A 22,017-nucleotide genomic window follows, 5' to 3' on the forward strand; every position below is an offset into this window, starting at 1 on the left:
TCCCGGAGGACCAGGCGGCCATTCTCCTGGAGCCCTCGAGGGCAGAAACCCATCAGCCACACCCGGTCCTCCTGGACCGCCTAAATCTTAAGGAAACACATGAAGAACCAAATCCGTTACAGCGTCCTCGCTCTCGGCGTCCTGGCCATCGGCTACTACCTGTGGCACGGCCTCACCGCCGACGACGTCTTCGGCTGGGTGGGCCCGCAGATGGCCCTGCCGATCATCGCCCTGACCATCATCCCGATCGTCTTCGCCTTCACCGGTGACGGCATCATGTCGGCCTTCACCGGCACCAACAGCTCCCAGTTCCGCGACGGCCTGGTCGGTCTGGGCACCGTCGAGAGCGTCCGCCAGACCGGCGTGTACCTCAACGAGCAGCCGCAGGTGCGCATCGACTTCCGGGTCGAGGGCGCCGACGGCAAGGTGTTCGCCTCGCACGCCAAGCTGATCGTGCCGCTCACCCAGCTGGCCCTGCTGCGGCCGGGCGTAGTGCTGCCGGTCCGCTACCTGCCCGACAACCTGGACAAGGTGGAGGTGGACCTGTCCGGCGACACCTCGGCGGCCCAGGACGCCATGAACGCGGCCATGATTCGCAAGGGTTTCACCACGCCCGCCAAGCTCGATATCGCCCGGCGCGGCACCGCGGCGCAGGCGGTGGTCCGGTCGCTGTCGGTGCCCGGCGAGATCCGTGACGGCTACACCCGCCTGGACCTGGTCCTGGTGATCACCCGCCCGGACGGCACCACCTTCGAGACCCGCACCGAGAAGTTCCTGCCCCCGACGGCGGTCTCGCTGGTCCAGGTCGGCCGCATCGTGGGCGTCCACTACCTGCCGGAGAACGAACAGGAGGTGGTGCTGTCGCTGCCCGTCAACGCCGCCGGATGATGAACGACCGGATCGAATTCCCCAGAGCCGCAGGCCTTGCCGCCCGCGGCTCTCGTGCTGTGTCAGGAACGTTCGTAGAACCCGTCGATCCGTCCGCGCCCGCAGGCCCGCGCGGCGTCGAGCACCCGGTGCGGTGTGGCGGCGTCGAGCGCCCGGCCGCCGGGCAGGGTGATCGACTCGGCCAGCGCGAACACCTGGAAGACGTAGCGGTGCGGCCCGTGCCCGGGAATCGGCGCGGGCCCCAGGTATCCCCTGCCCCAGCTCGACCGCAGCAGCCGGACACCCTCGGTGTCGGAGCCGGAACCCAGTGCACCCGTCGCTAATTCGCCGATTCCCGGTTCGATCAGCGCGAGCGCGTGCACGAACGGCCCGCCGAACGGCGCGTCCTGGTCCTCGACGACCACCAGCAGCCCGGCATGTCCGGCCGGTAGTCCCGACCAGGCCAGCGCGGGCGAAAGATCCTGCCCTCCGACTCTTCTCATGGTGTGCCGGATGTCCAGCCGCGCCTCGTGCGCGAAGTCCGTGCTCGTCACCTCGAAGACGTCGCCCGCGGCCAGATTCGCCCGGCCCCAGGCCAGCTCCGCGGCCGTCGCGCGCCGATTCCGGAGTATCCTCCCGATGACCGCCATCGTCTTCTCCTAGCTCGGCCCGTCACGCCCCCATTGCCCAGCGATCACAATAGTCCGGAAACGAACTGACGGGTCTTATCTTCTGGTACCTATGAGTCAGCGACCAGGTTGCCTAATTGAATTCGAAATGCACTTCTACCAGCGCGGAAGAAGAAGCGATGAGAATCAGGCGATTTACCGCAACCGCCGTGCTCGCAGTCGGAGCAACGGGGTTGACGGTCGGCACCGCGGTGGCCGACCCGCCCGGACCGCCGTTGGGCTGCTGGCAGCCCGCGCCTCCGGCCTGACGGCCGCGGCGGTTCACCCCGGCGTCACCCAGGGGACGCCGGGGTCGCGCCCTGCTCACCGAGTTCGAGCCGGAACCCGGTGGGGGTGGTCGCGGTGTGGGCACGGAAGAACTTGGTGAAGTTGGCCGGGTCGTCGAAGCCGAGGTGACGGGCGCAGTCGGCAGTGGTGGCGGAACTCCGCGCGAGCAAGCGTTTCGCCTCCAGGGTGACGCGCGCGTTCACGTACTGCTTGGCGGTGACCCCGGTGGCGGCTTGCACGGCGCGTGAGAGGGTGCGCGGCGAGTAGCCGAGTTGCGCCGCGTACCAGGACACTTCGCGGGTGTCGGCGTGACAGCGTTCGACCAGGCGCGCGAACCGGCCGAAGAGGTCGGTGGATTCCGGCGGCGCCGGCAGAGCCGCCGACAGCCGCAGGGTGACCGCGCCGAGCAGGTGCCCGAGGATGGCGGCGTCGGGCGGATCGGCGGCGTATTCCCCGGCCAGGTGATCGAAGGCGCTGTCGGTCAGGGCATTCGCGGCCACGATCGGAGGTGTGGACGGCAGCCGTCCGAGCACCGCGGCCGGAACCAGGTCGGAGCGCACCAGCACGAGATCGCCCTTCAGGTCGGCGATGTCGTCCCAGCGGTGCGTCCAGCCGGGATGAATCCAGGCGATGGTGTCGGCGGTGAGCTCGTGTGCCGCGAAGTCGACGGTGAGCCGCCCGCTGCCCGCGGTGCACCGGGCCAGCACGTGGAAATCGCCGCGAATGGTCTCCCGGCCCAGGGCGACGGACATGCCGCGGAGCCGGTCGAAGTCCAGCAGTTCGAGGCCGGTGGGGGCACCGGCCCTCGGCGCGTACCGCGGTGTTCGGCTGGGTTTTCCGCTTTCGACCATGAGCGTTGCCGAATCTACCGGCCACCGATCCTATTTGATGGCGATCGGGCTGATCGGGGTCCCCACCGCGCCGGGAATTCGCAATGCGGGCGCGCAGAGCAGGAAGTCGTAGACGCCGTCCTCGGCGCAATCATGGGACAGCGCTTCGAGATCCCAGATCTCGCCGAGCGGCATGCCCATGTCCCGCAGCGCGATCATGTGCAGCGGCATCATGACCCCGTCCTCGGGCCGGATCACCTCGACGGCCGGGTTGTCGGCGGCGACGGCCGCGATGTCGTGTTCGTGGAACCACTCCGCGCACCGCCAGCTCAGGCCGGGGCTGCCCGCGAACCATTCGCCGTGCCTGCGGGTTTCGAGGAAGCGGGTCCACCAGCCGGTGCGCACCACCAGGATGTCGCCGGGCCGCAGCTCGACATCCTGGGCCTCGGCGACCGCGGCCAGCTCCTGCGGGCTGATGACGGCGGCCGGTTCGAGCCGGTCCACGTTCCGGTGCCGGGCCACGTCCAGCAGGACGCCGCGGCCGACCACGCCGCCGCCCTCGGCGATCCGCTCGATGCCCAGTTTCGTCGCACCGAAGCTGGTGACCGAACCGGCCGGGTACCCGTTGTAGAGCAGTCCGTCGTAGTACACGTGCGAGATGGCGTCCCATTGCGTGGACGATTGCAGCGGCATCATCAGGTAGTCGTCGTTGAAGCGCATCGGGCCGTGCCCGTACAGTCCGGCGACCTGGGCTTCGGTGGGTCCGCCCCAGCCTTCGAGGTAGCCCGCGAGCTCGGCGTCGCCGCCGTCGAGGGACATCAGGTGGATGGGGTTGCGCCGGTAGCCGCTGGAACCCTGCGGGCCGTAGGCGTCGATGGGGATGCCGAGCTGGATGGTGCGCCCTCGCAGCGCCCGGGTGGCGGCGTAGGCGATGCGGTCCGGCGTGAGGTGATTCAGCGCCCCGAGCTGGTCGTCGTCGCCCCAACGGCCCCAGTTCCGCACGCGGTCAGCGGCTTTGCGCCATTCCTCGGTCACCGGGCACCTCCATGTCGATCGGTCGCTCGATATCTACCTGGTGCGGCGGAACCTGTCGAGTGAGAGTCCCGGCCGGTCTGGTTGGATGGGCGCGGTGACCAGCGTTCCCTTCCGCCTCATCGGCGACCTGCGTATGGACCGGGTGATGCCGGCGTGGGCCGAGCAGTACCCGCCGTACGACACGGTGGTCGGCTACTCGGATCTGGGGCACGCGTTCCTGATGAGCACCCGCACCGGCGAGTACGGCATCTTCGATCCGTACAGTCCCGGCGTGAAGGATTACGGCGTCTTCACCGAGGTCACCGATTTCGTCAGCCGGGTCCTGTTCGATCCGAGCGTCGTCACCTATGTGCTGCAGCCGGGTCACGTCGCCGAGATCCGCCGACGCCTCGGCCCGCTCGACGACGGCGAGGTCTACATCGCCACCCCGTACCCGTTCCTCGGCGGTTCCGAGACGCCGGACGCCTATCAGAAGGGCGGCGTCTGGGTGTTCTTCGATCTGGTGGCGCAGGCGCACGAACAGGATTCGTGAGCGAACTCTCCGGCTAGCCGGGCCACACCTGTTCGCCGCGCTGCCAGACCGACCGGGTCAGCGGGACACCGGGGCGGTACGCGAGGTGGATGGCGGACGGGGCGTCGAGCATGTGGAGGTCGGCCGCGGAGTCCGGGCGCAGCACTCCCACCGCGCCGGGCGCCGACAGATCGTGGGCGAGCGCCTCGGCACCGCCCGCGGTCGCGGCCCGGATCGCCTCGGCGACAGTCAGATTCATCTGCAGGACCGCGGTGGCCACGCAGTAGGCCATGGAGGTCGTATAGGAACTGCCGGGGTTGGCGTTCGTGGCGAGCGCGATGCGGGCGCTGGCGTCCAGCAGGCGGCGAGCGGGGGCGAGCGGCTGGCGAGTGGAGAGGTCGCAGGCCGGCAGCAGGGTGGCGACGGTGGTGGAATCGGCCAGCGCGTCGATATCGGCGTCGGTCAGGTGGGTGCAGTGGTCGACACTGGCCGCGCCGTGCTCGACGGCCAGCCGGACACCCGGCCCGGGGCCCAGTTGATTGCCGTGGACGCGAAGACCGAGGCCGCGTGCGCGGCCCGCCGTCAGCACCCGGGCCGACTGATCGGCGTCGAAAGCGCCTGTCTCACAGAAGACGTCGGTCCAGCGGACATACGGCGTGACCGCGTCGAGCATGGGTCCGCAGACCAGGTCGAGGTACTCGTCGGCGGACAGTTCGGGCGGGACCACGTGCGCGCCCAGGAACGTGACCTCGTCCGCGATGTCGGCGGCCACCATGGCGCAGCGCTGTTCGTCGGCGACGGTCAGCCCGTAACCGGTCTTGGTCTCCAGGTAGGTGGTGCCCTGCCGCAGGGCTTCGGCCCGCAACCGGCGCAGGTTCGCGGCCAGGGCGGCATCGCTCACCGCTCGGGTGGCGTCGACCGTGGTGCGAATACCGCCCGCGGAGTAGGGGATTCCGCTCATCCGGGCCCCGAATTCGGCCGTGCGATCCCCCGCGAACACCAGGTGGGTGTGGCTGTCCACCCAGCCGGGCAGTACGGCCCGGCCTCCGGCGTCCACGTGACGATCGGCAGCCGGAGCCGACGCGGTGGGGCCGATCCAGCGCACGAGGTCGTACTCGATCACCAGGGCCGCGTCGCGCAGGACGCCGTACTCCGCCGTATTGGTGGTGAGTTCGCCGATGCCGGTGATGACCGTGGCCGCCGGGTTCATCGCCATAGTGCTCCGATCTCGGTGTCGAGGGCCGCGGCGACATCGCCGAGGGTGCCGTGGACGCGATCGCGGACCACCCAGCGGCCCGCGACCATGACATCGGTGACGTCGGATGCCGTGGCCGCGAACAGGATTCCGTCCCCGGTCACGCCCGCGGTGCGCGGCGACGCCGTGTCCACGCACACCAGGTCGGCATCGCGGCCGGGGGCGATCACGCCCGGGCCGGTCCACCCCGAGGCCGCGTGTGCGGTGGCGGCGGACAGCAGTTCGCCCGCCCCGAATCGTCCCCGCACGCCGCTGCGGAGCCGTTCGTGCATTTCCAGGGCCCGCGCCTCGAACCAGGGGTCGATGACCGACTGCCCGTCACTGCCGAGTGCCAGCCGCGCCCCGCCATCGGCCAGCGCCCGGGCGGGCCCGATGCCGTCGCCGAGATCGGCTTCCGTACCGGGGCACAGGCACGCCCAGCACTCCCCGAGGGCGGTGATATCCCCGGGCGTCAGGTGGGTGGCGTGCACGGCGACAGTGCGCGAGCCGAGCGCCCCGGCGGCCGCCAGCAGTTCGGTGGGCGTGCAGCCGTGGACGGCGAGGCATTCCTCGTTCTCCCGCGGCTGCTCGGACAGGTGGACGTGCAGGGGCCGGTCCCCCGCGCCGCGTACCACGGTGGGCAGCTGATCCGCGGGAACGGCCCGCACCGAGTGGATCGCCGCCCCGACCTGAACCAATCCCCGTGCCGGGGAGAAGGATTCGAGCCGCTGCGCCCACGCCTCCGCATCGCCGTCGTCGAACCGCTGCTGCGCTCCGGTCGTCAGCTGACCGAAACCCCCTGCCAGATAACACACGTCGAGCAGCGTCAGCCGGATCCCGGCATCGGTGGCCGCCGCGACCAGCGCGTGCGAGAACTCGTTGGAGTCGGCGTACCGCTGCCCGTGGGCCGCGTGATGCAGGTAGTGGAACTCCGCGACGCTGGTGTAACCCGCGAGCACCATCTCGGCGTACACCGCGCGCGCCAGCCGGTAATAGGAGTCCGGTTCCAGGCGTGCGGCGACCGCGTACATGCGGTCCCGCCAGGTCCAGAAGGTGCCCCGACCGGACTGCGCCCGTCCGCGCAGCGCCCGATGGAAGGCGTGTGAGTGCGCGTTGGCGAACCCCGGCACCACCATGCCGGGCAGCCGGGTCCCGCAGGGCTGTTCACCGCTGGCCACCGCCACGATGACGCCCTCGGCGACATCGATGCGCACCCGCTCCGCCACCCCTGACGGCAGCCACGCGTGTTCACACCAGTAGGTGGTCAATTCACTCCTCCCCCATCGGAATTCGGAGGCCCTTCGCCCGCGCGACGGCATCGGCCTCCGGGTATCCGGCGTCGACGTGCCGGAACACCCCCGTGGCCGGGTCATTGGTGAGCACCCGGTCGAGCTTCCGCGCGGCCAGCGGCGTCCCGTCCGCGACGGTCACCTGTCCGGCGTGGATGGAGCGCCCCATGCCGACCCCGCCGCCGTGGTGGATGGACACCCAGCTCGCCCCGGAGGCCGTATTGACGAGGGCGTTGAGCAGCGGCCAGTCGGCGATGGCGTCGGAACCGTCGGCCATGCCCTCGGTTTCGCGGTACGGCGAGGCGACCGACCCGCAGTCGAGGTGGTCGCGCCCGATCACCAGCGGCGCGCTGACCGTCCCGTCCGCGACCAGTTCGTTGAAGCGCAGTCCGGCGGCCTGCCGTTCGCCGTAGCCGAGCCAGCAGATGCGGGCGGGCAGGCCCTGGAAGGCGACCCGGTCGCGGGCCAGCCGGATCCAGCGGGCCAGGGATTCCTGTTCCGGGAACAGGTCGAGGACGGCCCGATCGGTGGCGGCGATATCGGCCGGGTCGCCGGAGAGCGCGACCCACCGGAACGGTCCCTTGCCCTCGCAGAACAGCGGGCGGATATAGGCGGGCACGAAGCCGGGGAAGTCGAAGGCCCGCTCGTACCCGGCCAGTTTCGCCTCGCCGCGAATCGAGTTGCCGTAGTCGAAGACCTCCGCGCCCCGGTCCAGGAACCCGACCATCGCCCCCACATGGATGGCCATGGATTCCCGTGCGCGGCGGGTGAATTCGTCGGGTTTGCGGCGCGCGTAGTCGTCCCAGTCCTCGACGGCGACGCCGATCGGCAGGTACGTCAGCGGATCGTGGGCGGAGGTCTGGTCGGTGACGATGTCCACCGGGACCTCCCGGCGCAGCAGTTCCGGCAGTACGTCGGCGGCATTGCCGATGAGCCCCACCGACAGTGGCCGCCGTGCGGCCTTGGCGGCGAGCACCCGGGTCAGGGCGTCATCGATGTCGTCGGCGATCTCGTCGAGGTAGCGGGTCTCGACCCGCCGCCGGGCATGGCGCGGATCGCATTCGACGCACAGCGCCACGCCGCCGTTCATGGTGACGGCCAGCGGTTGCGCCCCGCCCATGCCGCCCAGACCGGCGGTCAGGGTGAGGGTTCCGGCGAGGGTGCCGCCGAAGCGCTTGGCCGCCACCGCCGCGAAGGTCTCGTAGGTGCCCTGCAGGATGCCCTGGGTGCCGATGTAGATCCAGGATCCTGCGGTCATCTGCCCGTACATGGTCAGCCCAGCCGCCTCCAGCCGCCGGAATTCCGGCCAGTTCGCCCAGTCCGGCACCAGATTCGAGTTGGCGATCAGGACCCGGGGCGCCCAGTCATGGGTGCGCAGCACGCCGACCGGCTTGCCGGACTGCACCAGCAGCGTCTCGTCGGCGCGCAGGTCGACGAGGGTGCGGGCGATGGCGTCGAAGCAGCGCCAGTCGCGGGCGGCTTTGCCGGTCCCGCCGTAGACGACCAGGTCGCCGGGCCGTTCGGCCACGTCGGGATCGAGGTTGTTGTGCAGCATCCGCCAGGCGGCCTCGGTCTGCCAGGTGCGGGCGGTGAGGGCGCTGCCGCGTGCGGCGCGAACCGTTCTGGTCATGACGAAACCCCTTGCCCGAGGAAGTGGTCCATCGCCCCTGAATGCAGGAGGTCGGTGACGGCGGCGATATCGGGTGCGAGATGGCGATCGGGTCCGGGTCCGGGGACCCGCGTGCGGACGAGGTCCCGCAGGGCACCGGTCACCGGGGCGGGCCGCAGCGGCATGCGGAAGTCCAAGGCCCGTGCGGCGGTGAGCAGTTCGATGGTCAGCACGGTCGTCAGTCCGTCCACGGCACGGCGCAGTTTGCGGGCCGCCGACCACCCCATGGACACGTGGTCCTCCTGCATGGCGCTGGAGGGTATGGAGTCCACGGACGCCGGGACCGCGCATCGCTTCAGCTCCGACACCACCCCGGCCTGCGTGTACTGCACGATCATGTACCCGGAGTCGACACCCGGGTCGGCCGCCAGGAACGCGGGCAGCCCGTGCGAGCGGTGTACGTCGAGCATCCGGTCGGTGCGCCGTTCGGCGATCCCGGCCACGTCGGCGACGGCGATGGCCAGGAAGTCGAGCACATAGCCCACCGGCGCCCCGTGGAAGTTGCCGTTGGACTCCACCCGGCCGTCGGCCAGCACCACGGGATTGTCGATGGCGGAGGCCAATTCGCGTTCGGCGACGGTCTCGGCGTGGGTGAGGGTGTCGCGGGCCGCGCCGTGCACCTGCGGTGCGCACCGCAGCGAATAGGCGTCCTGGACGCGCGGGCAGTCCTCGCCGCGATGGCTGGCCACGATCTCCGATCCGGCCAGCGCCGTCCGCATGCGCTCGGCCGAGACCGCCTGCCCCGGATGCGGGCGCAGCGCCTGGAGGTCGGCGGCGAAGACGCGGTCGGTGCCGAGCAGCGCCTCCACGCTCATGGCGGCGGTGAGGTCGGCCAGGTCGAAGAGCCGGTGCAGGTCCTCGATGGCCAGCACCAGCATGCCGAGCATGCCTTCGGTGCCGTTGGTGAGGGCCAGACCTTCCTTCTCCGCCAATATGATCGGGGTCAGTCCGTGCTCGGCCAGCGCGGGCGCGATGGGTCGCGCGCCGTCGGGGCCGAGCACCGAGCCCTCCCCCATGAGCGCCAGCGCGACCGCGGCCAGCGGGGCCAGATCGCCCGAGCAGCCCAGCGAACCGTATTCCGGCACCACCGGAATCAGTCCGCTGTCCAGGAGCGCGGCCAGGGCGCGGGCGGTCTCGGGCCGGACGCCGGTGTGCCCGGACAACAAGGTGCGCAGCCGCAGCAGCATCATGGCGCGCACCACCTCGGGTTCGACGGGCGCTCCGGCCCCCGCGGCGTGCGAGCGAATCAGTGAGCGCTGCAAGTCGGTTCGCCGATCCGCCGGAATGTGCCGCAGGGCCAGCGCCCCGAATCCGGTGGACACCCCGTAGACGGGCCGGTCGCTGTGCGCCAGCTCGTCGATGTCGCGGCGCCGGCGTTCCAGGTCCGCCAGTGCCCGCGCGTCGACGTCCACCCACGCGTGGCGGCGGGCTACCGCCACCACCGCCGCCCGCGTCAGGGGCCCCGCTCCCACCGGTACCCGCTCGGTTCCGATTCGCGTCATGGGCACCATTCTGGCGGCTTGCGGGTAAGCTGCGCGTTTCCCTCTGGCGCGCGCCGCCGATTGTTACCATCGGCGTGGATCTCGAGGGAGGTGCGGTGTCTGAGAACAATCGAGCACCGATTGGCGTGGACCCGTTCCGGCCCAACCCTGCTCGGGTGTACAACTACATGCTCGGCGGCAAGGACAATTACGACGCCGATCGCGAATACGGCGATCGGATGCTCGAAGTCGCGCCCGATACCCGGGTGACCGCCTGGCACAGCCGGCGTTTCCTGCTGCATGCCGTCGAGCTGGCCGCCGACGCGGGTATCCGCCAGTTCGTGGATATCGGCGCGGGCATTCCGATCTCGCCGAATGTGCACGAGGTGGCGCAGGAGGTCGAGCCGACCTCGATCGTGGCGTCCATCGACTTCGATCCCGTGGTCTTCGCCCACAGCAATGCCTTGCTGACCGGTGCGCCGGGCGTGACGCCGATCCTCGCCGATATTCGCGAACCGGACAAAATTCTCGAATTAGCGCGTATCGAGGGCGGAATCGACTTCTCGCAGCCGGTCGCCTTCCTCATCGTCGGCGTCCTGCATTTCGTCATGGACGACGAGAAGCCGTTCGAAGCGGTGGCCCGCCTGCGCGAGGCCATGACCCCGGGCAGCCTGCTCGCCATCCAGCACGCCTCCACCAATACCCATCCGTTCTTCAAGAACACCGCCGCCACCAATGCCGCGAACAGCCCCGCCCAGCCCGACTTCCGCCCGCCGGAACGGGTGCGGGAGTTCTTCGACGGCTTGGAGATGCTGCCCCCGGGTCTGGTCCCCGCCAACGAGTGGCTCGCGGTCGACCCGGGCCCGACCAGTCTCGTCGTCCTCTGCGGTATCGGCCGGAAGAACTGAGCCGCAGCCCATCCCGATCGCCGGAAGGGAATTACCCACGTGCACACCAAGTTCCGGGCGCTGGCCGTGAGCGCCGCCGCGACGCTGTTGTGCTTCACCCCGGGCGTCGCCCAGGCCGACGACTCGACAGCCGGCCGGTGCCAGGACGTCAGCTTCCCGGTGTCGCAGGGCACGCTGGCGGGGACACTGTGCCGGCCCGACGGTCCCGCCGACGCGGTCATGGTCTTGATGTCTGGCTCCAACTACAACCACGTCTACTGGGACTTCCCGTACCAGTCGGAGACCTACAACTTCCGCCAGGCCATGAACAAGGCCGGATACGCGACACTGGTGGCCGACCGGCTCGGCAACGGCGCGAGCACCCGACCGCCCAGCCTCTCGCTGACGGCCACCGCCACCGCCGACGCCCTGCACGTCATGGTGCAGTCCCTGCGGGCCGGACTCGCGGGCAATGCCCCCTTCGCCAAGGTGGTCACGGTCGGGCACTCGCTCACCTCCAGTACCTCGGTCATGGAGGCCATCGGCTATCACGACGTGGACGGCGTCGTGCTCACCGGCTACTCGCACACGCTCAGCGTCCCCGACGTGCTAGGGGTGATCAGCAGCTACTATCCGGCCGCGGAGGATCCCGGATTCGCCGGGCACGGTTACGATTCCACGTATCTGGTCACCCGCCCCGGGGCCCGCGCCGCCGACTTCCACGGTCTGAACCCCGATCCGCAAGTGGTCGCCCTCGACGAGGCCACCAAGGAGACCTTCTCCCTCACCGAGTATCCCGACGGCCTGCTCGCCACCCTGCCCGGCGAGTCCAGTCTGATGACCGCCCCGGTGCTGTTGGTGGACGGGAGCCGCGACCGCATGGTGTGCGGTCCGGGCTTCAGTGTCTGCGCCGACAGCGCCACCCTCCAGGCCGCCGAGAGTCCCTACTTCCCACCGGCCGCGAAGTTGCGCGCCTACGTGCTGCCCGACAGTGGTCACGCCATCAACCTGGCCCCGAACACCCGCGACTATCACGCGGTCGTCGTCGATTGGATGAAGTCGGTCGTCGGCTGAGGCCGAATCAGCGTGGGCTGATGCCGAATCAGCCTGCGGCGGTGAGGAAGTCGGCGCGGGCGACCAGAGCATCGGCGATCGGGCGCGGTCGGCGGCCCAGGCCACACGCACTGGCCACCCCGTCGACCGGACGACCCAGCGCGTTCTCGACAATGCGCAGCGTCTCGATTTGCTCTGCCTCGGTCGGGCTTTCGTGGACCAGCCCGGCGTAGAAGCGGGTGCCGGCAGGCAGGTCCAGGCCCGCGAGAGGCGCGTAGAAGGCGGGAGCCACGGACGGCGGGATGTCTCCGGCCGCCAGCGGGCCGTGGATGAATTCCAGTGTTCTTCCCGACGGCCACTGCCGGGCAATGGAATTCGCCAATGCCACCAGCGGTCTGGTGTCCCGCAAGGTGGTCCGCGCTTTGTTGTTCATGCTGCCCAGGCACAAATGGACGCCGATGCGGGTCCCCGGCGGTGTCGCCGCGGCCATCTCGGCGATGCCGCGGCCCAGGCCGACCGCCGCGTCCACCTGCCGGTGCAGGGGTTGGGTCGTGGCCATCAGCACCATCTCGGCGGTCGCCTCGAACTGCACGACCACGTCGCCATCGGCCAGCGCGCGAATGGCCTCGATATCGCGAATACTGGCATCCTGGAATGCTTTCCGATGCTTGCGCACCCCGCACCGGCCCACGGCGATGAACGCCAGGGTGAAGGCGGTGGGCATCCCGATCTGCAGCGACAGTTCGGGCAGATCCCGTTCCGCGCGCAGGGCACGGAAGATCGGCAGCGCCTCCTCGGCCTCGGCCAGGTACCCCAGTTCCATCGTGTCGCCGGTCAGCTCGACGTCCCGGGCCGCACGGTGGATGGTGCGTTCGTGACTGGACAGCCAGGTGCCGCTCCTCTTCACCTCCAGCGCACCCTGGGCGACCAGGTCGTCGATGATGGGCTGGATGTACCACTCGTAGCGGCGGGTCTCCCCGGTGGGCAGGGTGCGTAGCCGCGAGCCCGCACCGTCCAGCATCGCCCGCATCGCATCGCCGGTGCTCTCGGCCGGAAAGCTCCCGACGAAGTGCACATTTCGCGCGCCCATACCGTGCATCGTAGATCTTCGATCGCGTTTCCCGATGGGAAGGTCGCGGATCTTGGTGTGGAGTATCGGCATTCGCCCGAGGCCACCACAGAGACCTTCTCGCCCGCCGCGCGACTGCGCACCCACGTGGTGCCCGACAGCGGCCACGCCGTCAATCTGGCCCCGAATACCGGCGGCTACGACGCCGTGGTCCTGGACTGGATGCGGTCGATCGCCGGCCGCTGAAACGGCGGCCGCGGAAATCAGCGATGAGATTCGCGGAGGCGATGGCTAGCATCGGCGTTCGTGCGTTCAGTTTCCGGGGGAAGTTTTCACATTCGACTGATCGCCCTCGTGGCGGGGGTGCTCGGTGTTCTGCTGGCGGTGCTGGTGCCGCTGCTGCCGGTCCGGCAGGATCGGGCGAGTATCGATTGGCAACCGGCGCAGGCGGTTCAGCTGACCGCGCCACTGGTGGACTATGTGCCGCTCACGCTCGATCTCCGGGTGCCGTGCGCGGCGCTGCGGGAGCTGCCCAGCGGCACGGTGCTGTCGACGGTGCCGGCCCAGGCCCCGGGCGGGTCCGCCACGGGGTTGATCGCGCGGATCGAGGAACTGCCGGGCAGCGGGCGCACCCTGTCGGTGACGCTGCGCAACAAGCCGCTGATCACGGCGTCGGTGTTCCAGATGACGGGCGTAGGAACAGCTTCCGAGACCGCGATCACCACGCCTTCGGGCGTCACGCCGCAAGCCGTGCCGCCCGCACCGGGTTCGACCCCGGCAGCGGTCCCGCCATCCACGACCAGCGCTCCGCCCGCCGGCGCCAAACTGCCCCAGGGCGGGACGACGCCCGCCGGCCCCATTCCATCCGACGGTCCGACGCCGCCCGCGGGCGCCACGCCGCCTGCCGGATCGACGCCGCCGCCGGGCCCCACGCCACCAGCGGGTCAGACGCCACCGGGAGGCGCGACTCCGCCTGCCGGACCCACACCCCCAACCGGGCCGACGCCGCCCGCGGGCACCACTCCCCCGGCCGGATCCACACCGGCCGCTGACGCACCGCTGCCGCCCGCCGGTTCCGGAAGCAGCACCGCGCCCGGACCCGGCATCGGCGCCGGCTCGACTCCGAATATCGTGCCGCACAATGGTTGCGACGCTCTGGTCGTGCACTCGACCGCGAGCGGGACGACCGCCGAGCTGACCGGACTCGGGACCCCGGAAGGTAAGCCGTTCCGGTCCATGGTGGCCGAGGATGTACGGCCGCAGATCGTGGGCGTGTACACCGATCTGGATCAGGCTCGGCTGGGCGATGCGACGCTGCACGCCGAGGTGGACGCGCGGTTCTCGTCACGGCCGAGCCTGTGGAAACTGGCGGCCATGGCGGGCGCGGGACTGTGCACGCTGGTGGCGCTGGTCTGCCTGTACTTCCTCGATGCCGCCGACGGGCGGCGCGGACGGCGGTTCCTGCCCGCGCGCTGGTGGCGGTTCACCGGCACCGACGCGGTGGTGCTCGCGACGCTGGGCGTCTGGCATGTGATCGGGGCCAATACCTCCGATGACGGCTACATCCTCACCATGGCCCGGGTGTCGAAGCACGCGGGCTACACCGCGAACTACTACCGCTGGTACGGGGTGGCCGAGGCACCGTTCGGGTGGCCGTACGAATTGCTGGCCCAGATGACCCGGATCAGTGACGCGAGCGTCTGGCTGCGATTGCCCGCGCTGCTGGCCGGGGTGCTGTGCTGGTGGGTGATCAGCCGGGAAGTGCTGCCGCGCTCGGGTTCCCGGGTGCGGTCGGCGGGACCGCGATGGACGGCGGCACTGGTGTTCCTCGCCGTGTGGTTGCCGTACGACAACGGCCTGCGTCCCGAACCGTTCATCGCCCTGGGCGCGCTCCTGACCTGGTGTTCCATCGAGCGCGCCATCGCGACGCGGCGCCTGCTGCCCGCCGCGGTGGCGGTCCTGATCGCGGCGTTCTCCCTGGCGGCCGGTCCGTCCGGATTGATCTGCCTGGCAGCGCTGTTCGCCGGTTCGCGGCGGGTGCTGTTCGTGCTGGCCGCCCAGGTTCGGGCCGCATCCGGCGGGGTGCTCGAACATCTCGCGCGCATCGCCCCGGTGCTCACGGCGGGCACCCTGGTGCTGACGGTCGTCTTCGCCGATCAGACCCTGGCGTCGGTCGCCGAGGCCACCCGGGTGCGGAAGCTCGTGGGCCCCGACTTCTCCTGGCCCGATGAGCCGACCCGCTGGATCTCACTGCTCTCGCTGACCCCGGACGGATCCCTGGCCCGCCGCTTCGGCGTGCTCGCCATGCTGCTGTGCCTGGCCGTCTGCCTGGCGGTGGCGCTGCGCAAGGGCGGACGGATTCCGGACACCGCGCGTGGCCCGGTGGCCCGGGTGCTCGGCATCGCCGTGATGTCGCCGCTGCTCATGGCCTTCACGCCGACCAAATGGACCCACCACTTCGGCGTCTATGCCGGTCTGGCGGGGGCGCTGGCCGCGGTGACCGCGGTCGCGGTGGGCGGCAACGGCATTCGACTACCGTACTTGCGCACCGCGTTCGCGGCGGCGGTCCTGTTCCTGGTGGCGTTCAGCTTCACCGGCTCCAACGGCTGGTGGTACGTCTCCGGCTACGGCGTGCGCTGGCCCGATCGCGCACCGCTGGCGGGTGGCGTCGGCGTCGCGTCGCTGATCTTCGGGCTGGGTGCGTTGTGCCTGGCCGTGGCCGCCTGGCAGTACTGGCGCGAACCCTATCGATCGGCCGGAAACAGCAGGGCTGCGGCGCCTTTCGACAGAATCGCCGTTCGACCGCTGACCATCGCCGCCGCCGCGCTCGTGGCCTTCGAAGTGGCGACCATGGCTTCCGCCGCCTGGTCGCAATATCCGGCGTACTCCGTGGCGCTGTCGAATATCCGCGCACTGGAGGGCAAACCGTGCGCGATGGCCGACGACGTCCTGGTGGAGACCGCGACGGCCGACTCGGTCCTACAGCCTTACACGGGCGCACCGGCGGATGGACTCGCCGCCGAAAACAGCGGATTCACCGCCAACGGGGTCGGCGACCTCGCTCCCGAAGGCGGTCCGGGCGGTGGCACCGGGAACGGCGGGAAGCAGTCCACTCCCCCGCCCGGCGGCGGCCGGGCCGGCAAACCCAAGTCCGATCCCGGCATCAATGGCAGCACCGTCGCCCTGCCCTACGGCCTGGATCCCGAACGCACACCGGTGCTGGGCAACTACACCGCCGATCACCCTCGGCCCAGTCGCCTGACGACCCAGTGGTATCGCCTGGATCCGGATGCGGCGCAACCGGACTCGGGTTTCAAGGCCCTGATCCTGACCGTCGCCGGTCACATCGCGGGCGAGCAGCAGGGCCACCGGGTCGACGGAGCCGCCCTGCGTGTGGAGTTCGCGTATCGCGCCGACGACGGCGCCCTCCAGCCCCGCGGCGAGCTGACCCCGCCCACGGTCGGCGGCGCACCGGGATGGCGCAACCTGCCCATCCCCTTGGACCGAATCCCTGTCGGCGCCAATGCCATTCGCCTGATAGCCACCGCGGACGACCCCACCGGTAAGCAGTGGCTGGCCGTCACACCGCCACGCCTGCCGCGCCTGGCCACCCTGGACGCGGTGGTCGGCCACGACGCCCCGGTGCTGACGGACTTCCATGTCGGCCTGGCCTTCCCGTGCCAGCGTCCCTTCGACCACCGCGACGGCGTCGCCCAGCTCCCGGCCTGGCGAATCCTGCCCGACAAGCTCAATGCCCAGGTCGCCACCACCTGGCAGGGCGATTCGGGCGGCGGCCCACTCGGCTGGTCGGATCTGCTGGTGCGTTCCGAGCCCGTCCCCGCCTACCTGGACCACGACTGGACCCGTGACTGGGGCGAACTGCGGCGCCTCACCCCGTACGTCGAAACCCCCGCCGCCCCGGTCACCGTGCGGGTGGAGAGCCGCTGGGGCTGGGCCGGGGACGACCCCATCCGTGCCGACCCGGCCCGGACCCCGTAGCCGGGCGGCGCGGGAAGCCTATAGTCGGTCGATATGACCTTTCGCAGCGAGAGCAGCACGGTGCCGTCGGTCGTCCTGAACGACGGACATGTGATTCCGACGCTCGGTTTCGGGGTGTTCCAGGTCGCCGACGCGGAGGCGTTCGACGTCGTGAGCGCCGCGCTCGGCGCGGGATACCGCAGTATCGACACGGCCGCGATCTACGGCAACGAGGTCGAGGTAGGCCGCGCGATCCGCGAGTCCGGCGTGCCGCGCGACGAGATCTATGTGACCACGAAGTTGTGGAACTCCGAGCAGGGCTACGACTCGACCCTGCGCGCCTTCGACGAGAGCGTGTCCCGGCTCGGCCTGGACTACCTGGACCTGTACCTCATCCACTGGCCGGTGGCCCAGGCGGACCGGTTCGTCGACACCTTCCGAGCCTTCCAGACGCTGAAGTCGCAGGGCCGGGTCGGTTCGATCGGCGTCTCGAACTTCACCCGCGACCATCTGTCCCGGGTGATGGCCGAGACCGGCGAGATCCCCGCGGTGAACCAGATCGAACTGCATCCGCATCTGGGGCAGGCGGACCTGCGCGCCTTCCACGCCGAGAACGGCATCACGACCGAGGCGTGGAGTCCGCTCGGGCGGGGCGCGGATCTGAAGGATCCGGTCGTGGTGGAGATCGCGGAGGAGACCGGCCGCACCCCGGCGCAGGTGATCATCCGCTGGCATCTGCAGCTGGGCAATGTCGTGATCCCGAAGTCGGTGACGCCGTCCCGCATCCGGGAGAACTTCGACGTCTTCGGTTTCGAGCTGACGGCCGACCAGATGCATCGCGTCACCGCCCTGGATCAGGGCACCCGGATCGGCCCCGACCCGGACGTCCTCACCTACGGATTGGACGTTTAGACGAAATTCCCGGCCGGAATCCGCTGAGCGGGACGATCTCTGGCCGACCGGCGTGACGGTTCGGACGCTTACCGGGAAGCAGCGCTTCCCCGTAACGAAAGGGCCTTCACGCCAATGAAGTTCGCACGCCCGAGCACTGTCGCCTGCGCCGTGACCGTGGGCCTCACCGCACCGCTGCTACCACTGGATTCGACGGCGGCGGGCCGGGCGGACACCGCGATCGGCATTCGCTAGGTCAACTCGGTGACGCTGTCGGACGACACCCAATCGGCGCGGACCTGGGCGAGTACATCTACCCGGTCGACATGGTCGCCCCCGGCGCGCTGCCGGTGGCCACCGGCGTCGGCCAAGCCGATGTCCAAGCGACTGCTGTTCGATTTCACCGCCAACGGCATCGACCCCCAGTGCGCCGAGGGCATGACCTGGGGCCCGGAGCTGCCCGGCGGTGGCCGCTCGTTGATCCTGTTCTCGGACAACAACTTCGGCCAGGCCGGGAAGACGGCCTTCCACCTGCTGGCCGTCGACAACGCCCGCTGACCAGCGCAAAGAAGATCCGCTGCCGGTCGGCAGCGGATCTTCGGTGTCACGACCCGCTAATTCTGCGGCGGTGGGCCGGCGGGACCGTTCGGCGGCTGCGCACCGCCCGGACCGTCCCCGGGCGGCGGGCCCGGCTGCGCCCCCGGGGGCAGCGGCTTGCCGATGTGCTGAGCCAGGTCCGGCAGCATGCGCGTCGCGACCTGCTCCCAGTTGCCCCAGTTGTGGACGCCGATGCTCGGGAAGTCGTAGCTGACATTGTCGTAGCCGAGCGCCTGCAGGCGGGACTGGAACGCCTTGGTGTTGGCCAGGGCGATGCCTTCCAGGGGCATGCCCTGGATGATCGCGTCCGCCGAGGACAGGTCCTGTTGGGCCGGGGTCCCGCTGCCCGCGGCGATGTAGAGCCGCGTGTTGTTCTCGATCAGCTTGGGCGCGAAGCCGTACGGGTCCATGCGCTGCCATTTGGCGCTGCCCGCGGCCGCCATGGAATCGATGTTGTAGCCGCCCGCGGCGAGCAGCGCCAGACGCAGCGCCTCCCGCATGCCGGGCGCCGCCAGGGACAGATAGCCCGACATCGAACCGGCGTAGACGAACTGGTCCGGATGGTAGGCGGCCATCAGCAGCGCCGCGCTGCCGCCACTGGACAGTCCGAAGATGCCGTTGCGAGAGTCGCTGAATCCCAGGCGATCCCGTAGCGCGTCCCGCAGATCGTGGGTGAGGAAGGTCTCCCACTGATAGGTGTAGGACTTGCCGGAGCTCTCGTCCCAGCCCGCGATGGCCGACCCGGAGTCGCGGCTCGGGAACAGCCCGGCGTCCGGATTCACGCCGCCGAAGCTGCTCGGGGCGTCCCAGTCCTGATAGAAGCTGGACTCGCCGCCGACCGGCAGCACCACATTGATATTGAATTTGGCCAGTGCGGCCGGGATTTCGGTGTGCAGCTCCCAGCCGTTGTAGTCGTTCTGGGCGCGTTCACCGTCGAGCAGGTACACCACCCGATCGGTATTGCCGTCCGCCGCCCGCACGATCCGGGTCTTGATCGACCCCATGCCCGAGTCGACGAAGAAGTCGAATGCCGTGGGATTCGGCTCCGCCGCTACCGGTCCGGCCGTCACCACCGCCGCCCACGGCACCACGGTCGCCAGCGCGGCTCCCACCAGGCCCCGTTTGGCCCATCCACCCCGCATATCCTGTTGTCTCCCCTCGATCCTCCCCGCTGCCCTGTTCCCGGCGCGGCGGTCCGCCAGGCAGCATATCCGGTGCGCTCGGGCGGGTCGCCCCGAATACCGTTGCCGCCCAGCCGGGATCGGCTCAGGCGGTGGCGACCGCGTCCCGCAGCATGCCGGGGTCGTGCGCGCACACCATCAGCAGATCCGGGCCGCTCGACCGGTACAGCTCGGCCAGACGCGCCTGATTGGCGTGCATCACCGCGCGGTCGTGGGCGAGGAGGTTCTCGGCGAGCGCGTGCATGCGCGGCACCGGCGACCCGTCCAGGCGGCCCGGGTGCAGGAAGGCGTCGCCGCAGTGCAGCACCCAGCGGTGACCGGCGTCGACCGCGACCGCCGCGTGGCCTCGGGTGTGACCGGGCATGGGGATCAACACGATTCCGGGGCTGATCTCGGTCAGCTCCTGCGCGGTCAACCCCCGCCAGCTCTCCCCCTCCGGCGCGTACTCGACGATCTTCGGCCCGTGCGCCCAGAGCCCCGGGCGAAAGCGGTTGCGCTCCTGCCAGTTCGGCTCGTGCATCGCACCCAGCGCCTCCGCGGCGGTGACATGCAATGTGGCGTGCGGAAAGTCGGCTATCCCGCCGATGTGGTCCCCGTCGAGGTGGGTGGCGACGATGTGGCGGACATCCTCGGGCGCGTACCCCAGGCCCGCGAGCTGACGCACCGCGGTCTCCGCCGGATCCAGGATCGGACGATTCATGAACCGAGCCGGCCCCAGCCGCCCCGCCGGATCGGCGATATCCGCCATGCCGAAGCCGCAATCCACCAGCACCAGACCGCCCGCGGTCTCGATCAGCAGCACATGACAGACGTACGTCGCGAACGGCAACCGCATGGTGCCGCAGTTCAGGTGGTGAACCTTCATCGCCCGATCGTGCCCCAAAGTTCTTGTTGAGCAAACCGGAAGATCACTCGCGAGATCTAACCTCCGAAGAAGAGAAGGGGGTCCTCGATGACATCGGATATGGCGTGGAGCATCGCCGGGTGGGTCGCTACGGCTGTTTCTCTCGGCGGTCCGGTGCTGCTATTGATCGTGGAGCGGATCAAGGCGTCGAAGGCCGGTGGAGGATCGGGCCGGGTCGAGGGTGAATTCCGGGCTGCGCCCGCGCGCGTCCAGCCGCCCGTCACCCCAGCTCGCGCTGCCGTAGGCGTCGACCTCGATCGCATACGTGCCCGCGGGCAGGTCGTCGGGCAGCTGGACCGAAGCGCGATCCAGCCGATCGATCAGACTCAGATAGGTTCGGGGCGAGGGGGATTCGACCGCGACCAGGAATACCCGCGCGGACTCGAAGCGCGGTGAGTCCGTGTCCGAGGACCAGCACACGCGCAGTGACCGATGCGCCCCATCGGCGAATTCCACGGTCACGCGCAGCACCGGCACCCCTCCAGGCTAGACCGCGTCGTCGAGCGTCACCCGCACGCTGACCCGCCCGTTGTCACGCTCGGTCACCGCGTGCCCGCTGCGATCCACGCCGTTCAGGTGCAGCGAGATCGGCCCGCCCTCCCCCAGGAAGTTCCGCCACCAGGTCTTCTTCTCCGGCATGGCGACCCCGATGACGATGTCCTTGCCCGACCGCATGTACCCGACCGGAATGGAGAACGTCTTCCCCGACCGCCGCCCGGTGTAGGTGATGACCACCAGCCCGCGCCCCACGAACGGCCCGATGACCGGAAGCTTGGTCAGCGCCACCATGCCCGCGTTGAACCCGCCCGCCAGCTGTGCCAGAACATTTTTCATAGCCCTGCCCTCCTTTGGGGGCACGGTAACACTCCCGAGCAGCGCTGACGATCACCCGCCGGCGATCACCGCCGAGCGGCACGCCTAATTCATGACCGTGGACTGGGCGATGATGGCCGACCCCATCCAGCGGCGCAGGTAGCGACGCAGTTCGGCGTCGGAGCGGGGTGGGTTGCCCGGGGAGATGAAGAAGGACTGCATGGTGCGGAGCAGGAATTCGACGAGTTCGGGCAGGGATTCGTCGTCGTAGCCGTAGTGCCGCCAGTCGACATCGAAGCGCTTGATCATGGTGAGGCCGAACGCCTGCGCCTCCTCGGAGGTGATCCCGGCGGGGTCGGCGTTGGAGGAGGTGGCGGCCAGCAGCAGGCCCAGGTGCGGGGTGCGGCGGACCTCGGCGAGGGTGTAGGCGATGCCATGGGTCATCGCCTCGACGGGATCGGTCATGCCGCTGACCTGCGCTTCGAGGCGATCCAGGAAGCCGGCGACCGAGGCGATGGCGGAGGCCCGCATGAGGGCGTCGGCGCTGGGGAAGTAGCGGTACACGGTCTGACGGATCACGCCGAGGGATTCCGCGACGTCGGCGATGCTGATCTCCGCGCCCGTGCGCGCGATCAATTCGACTGCGGCGGCGACGATTCGAGCCGCCGCCTCCTCGTCGTTCTCCGGCGGACTCCCGCCCCACCCGCGCCTGCGTGCCATGGCCAGACCGTAACACCCGGCTGGGTCGCATCCGGCGCGTGATCCCGCTGAG

Annotated in this window: 22 protein-coding genes; 8 read left to right on the forward strand and 14 right to left on the reverse strand. The window is 70.0% G+C overall.

The features are described from left to right. Positions 1-99 precede the first annotated feature (99 nt). Positions 100-888, forward strand: a complete 789-nt coding sequence (locus ACFYTS_RS26885) for a hypothetical protein (RefSeq protein ID WP_387308070.1) — start codon at positions 100-102, stop codon at positions 886-888. Positions 889-950: 62 nt separating this feature from the next. Here the strand turns inward: ACFYTS_RS26885 and ACFYTS_RS26890 are convergent, their stop codons facing one another. From ACFYTS_RS26890 to ACFYTS_RS26900, 3 genes are all read right to left on the reverse strand, one after another. Next, the gene (locus ACFYTS_RS26890; protein WP_387308073.1) at positions 951-1,517 is read right to left on the reverse strand and encodes a YbhB/YbcL family Raf kinase inhibitor-like protein; all 567 of its coding nucleotides are present in this window, start codon (positions 1,515-1,517) and stop codon (positions 951-953) included. A gap of 311 nt (positions 1,518-1,828) precedes the next feature. Further along, on the reverse strand, positions 1,829-2,674 hold the full coding sequence (locus tag ACFYTS_RS26895) for an AraC family transcriptional regulator (protein ID WP_357278697.1): 846 nt from the start codon (positions 2,672-2,674) through the stop codon (positions 1,829-1,831). Between the two features lie 30 nt (positions 2,675-2,704). Beyond that, on the reverse strand, positions 2,705-3,688 hold the full coding sequence (locus ACFYTS_RS26900; protein ID WP_357278699.1) for a cyclase family protein: 984 nt from the start codon (positions 3,686-3,688) through the stop codon (positions 2,705-2,707). A 94-nt stretch (positions 3,689-3,782) separates the two neighbouring features. Here ACFYTS_RS26900 and ACFYTS_RS26905 point away from each other — a divergent pair, with 94 nt between their 5' ends. Beyond that, positions 3,783-4,220, forward strand: a complete 438-nt coding sequence (locus tag ACFYTS_RS26905) for a T6SS immunity protein Tdi1 domain-containing protein (RefSeq protein WP_357278701.1) — start codon at positions 3,783-3,785, stop codon at positions 4,218-4,220. A 13-nt stretch (positions 4,221-4,233) separates the two neighbouring features. Here the strand turns inward: ACFYTS_RS26905 and hutI are convergent, their stop codons facing one another. Genes hutI through hutH form a run of 4 tightly spaced genes read right to left on the reverse strand, consistent with a single transcriptional unit; the run spans position 4,234 to position 9,893 of the window. Beyond that, complete coding sequence (gene hutI / locus ACFYTS_RS26910) at positions 4,234-5,409, reverse strand: imidazolonepropionase (protein ID WP_387308387.1); 1,176 nt, start codon at positions 5,407-5,409, stop codon at positions 4,234-4,236. Beyond that, positions 5,406-6,701, reverse strand: coding sequence for a formimidoylglutamate deiminase (locus ACFYTS_RS26915; protein WP_387308076.1), 1,296 nt, complete (start codon positions 6,699-6,701; stop codon positions 5,406-5,408). Before ACFYTS_RS26915 ends, hutI begins: the two co-directional genes overlap by 4 nt. Position 6,702: 1 nt before the next feature. Further along, on the reverse strand, positions 6,703-8,352 hold the full coding sequence (gene hutU / locus ACFYTS_RS26920) for a urocanate hydratase (RefSeq protein WP_387308078.1): 1,650 nt from the start codon (positions 8,350-8,352) through the stop codon (positions 6,703-6,705). After that, a complete protein-coding gene (gene hutH, locus ACFYTS_RS26925) occupies positions 8,349-9,893 on the reverse strand; it encodes a histidine ammonia-lyase (RefSeq protein WP_387308080.1) in 1,545 nt (514 codons plus the stop codon). Before hutH ends, hutU begins: the two co-directional genes overlap by 4 nt. Before the next feature lie 95 nt (positions 9,894-9,988). Here hutH and ACFYTS_RS26930 point away from each other — a divergent pair, with 95 nt between their 5' ends. Together ACFYTS_RS26930 and ACFYTS_RS26935 are read left to right on the forward strand one after the other, a co-directional pair. Continuing rightward, entirely contained in the window at positions 9,989-10,780 is a 792-nt protein-coding gene (locus ACFYTS_RS26930; RefSeq protein WP_387308082.1) for an SAM-dependent methyltransferase, read from the forward strand. A 39-nt stretch (positions 10,781-10,819) separates the two neighbouring features. Further along, positions 10,820-11,833, forward strand: a complete 1,014-nt coding sequence (locus ACFYTS_RS26935) for an alpha/beta hydrolase (RefSeq protein WP_387308084.1) — start codon at positions 10,820-10,822, stop codon at positions 11,831-11,833. 28 nt (positions 11,834-11,861) lie between these two features. On the opposite strand, the gene ACFYTS_RS26940 is transcribed toward ACFYTS_RS26935, so the two are convergent. After that, on the reverse strand, positions 11,862-12,902 hold the full coding sequence (locus ACFYTS_RS26940) for a hypothetical protein (RefSeq protein WP_387308086.1): 1,041 nt from the start codon (positions 12,900-12,902) through the stop codon (positions 11,862-11,864). A 57-nt stretch (positions 12,903-12,959) separates the two neighbouring features. Here ACFYTS_RS26940 and ACFYTS_RS26945 point away from each other — a divergent pair, with 57 nt between their 5' ends. The 3 genes from ACFYTS_RS26945 to ACFYTS_RS26955 are packed head-to-tail and all read left to right on the forward strand — an operon-like array spanning position 12,960 to position 17,771. Then, on the forward strand, positions 12,960-13,127 hold the full coding sequence (locus ACFYTS_RS26945; protein ID WP_387308088.1) for a hypothetical protein: 168 nt from the start codon (positions 12,960-12,962) through the stop codon (positions 13,125-13,127). 60 nt (positions 13,128-13,187) lie between these two features. Then, on the forward strand, positions 13,188-16,880 hold the full coding sequence (locus tag ACFYTS_RS26950; protein WP_387308090.1) for an arabinosyltransferase domain-containing protein: 3,693 nt from the start codon (positions 13,188-13,190) through the stop codon (positions 16,878-16,880). A gap of 33 nt (positions 16,881-16,913) precedes the next feature. Beyond that, positions 16,914-17,771 (forward strand): aldo/keto reductase, encoded by an 858-nt coding sequence (locus ACFYTS_RS26955; protein WP_387308092.1) that lies wholly within the window; start codon positions 16,914-16,916, stop codon positions 17,769-17,771. A 230-nt stretch (positions 17,772-18,001) separates the two neighbouring features. On the opposite strand, the gene ACFYTS_RS26960 is transcribed toward ACFYTS_RS26955, so the two are convergent. Beyond that, a complete protein-coding gene (locus tag ACFYTS_RS26960; protein WP_387308094.1) occupies positions 18,002-18,133 on the reverse strand; it encodes a hypothetical protein in 132 nt (43 codons plus the stop codon). Between ACFYTS_RS26960 and ACFYTS_RS26965 the strand changes: the two genes are divergently transcribed. Beyond that, the gene (locus ACFYTS_RS26965; protein ID WP_387308096.1) at positions 18,126-18,308 is read left to right on the forward strand and encodes an esterase-like activity of phytase family protein; all 183 of its coding nucleotides are present in this window, start codon (positions 18,126-18,128) and stop codon (positions 18,306-18,308) included. The two genes, ACFYTS_RS26960 and ACFYTS_RS26965, sit on opposite strands and share 8 nt — an antisense overlap. Positions 18,309-18,364: 56 nt before the next feature. Here ACFYTS_RS26965 and ACFYTS_RS26970 read toward each other — a convergent pair whose 3' ends face one another. From ACFYTS_RS26970 to ACFYTS_RS26990, 5 genes are all read right to left on the reverse strand, one after another. Next, positions 18,365-19,489, reverse strand: coding sequence for an alpha/beta hydrolase family protein (locus tag ACFYTS_RS26970; protein WP_357278723.1), 1,125 nt, complete (start codon positions 19,487-19,489; stop codon positions 18,365-18,367). A gap of 124 nt (positions 19,490-19,613) precedes the next feature. After that, positions 19,614-20,393 (reverse strand): MBL fold metallo-hydrolase, encoded by a 780-nt coding sequence (locus ACFYTS_RS26975; RefSeq protein ID WP_387308098.1) that lies wholly within the window; start codon positions 20,391-20,393, stop codon positions 19,614-19,616. Positions 20,394-20,552: 159 nt separating this feature from the next. Next, the gene (locus ACFYTS_RS26980) at positions 20,553-20,909 is read right to left on the reverse strand and encodes a hypothetical protein (RefSeq protein ID WP_387308100.1); all 357 of its coding nucleotides are present in this window, start codon (positions 20,907-20,909) and stop codon (positions 20,553-20,555) included. A gap of 9 nt (positions 20,910-20,918) precedes the next feature. After that, positions 20,919-21,266, reverse strand: coding sequence for a hypothetical protein (locus ACFYTS_RS26985; RefSeq protein ID WP_357278729.1), 348 nt, complete (start codon positions 21,264-21,266; stop codon positions 20,919-20,921). Between the two features lie 84 nt (positions 21,267-21,350). Continuing rightward, complete coding sequence (locus ACFYTS_RS26990; protein ID WP_357278731.1) at positions 21,351-21,965, reverse strand: TetR/AcrR family transcriptional regulator; 615 nt, start codon at positions 21,963-21,965, stop codon at positions 21,351-21,353. Between the last annotated feature and the right edge of the window lie 52 nt (positions 21,966-22,017).

This window comes from Nocardia sp. NPDC004151, assembly GCF_042874235.1.
Taxonomy (GTDB): domain Bacteria; phylum Actinomycetota; class Actinomycetes; order Mycobacteriales; family Mycobacteriaceae; genus Nocardia.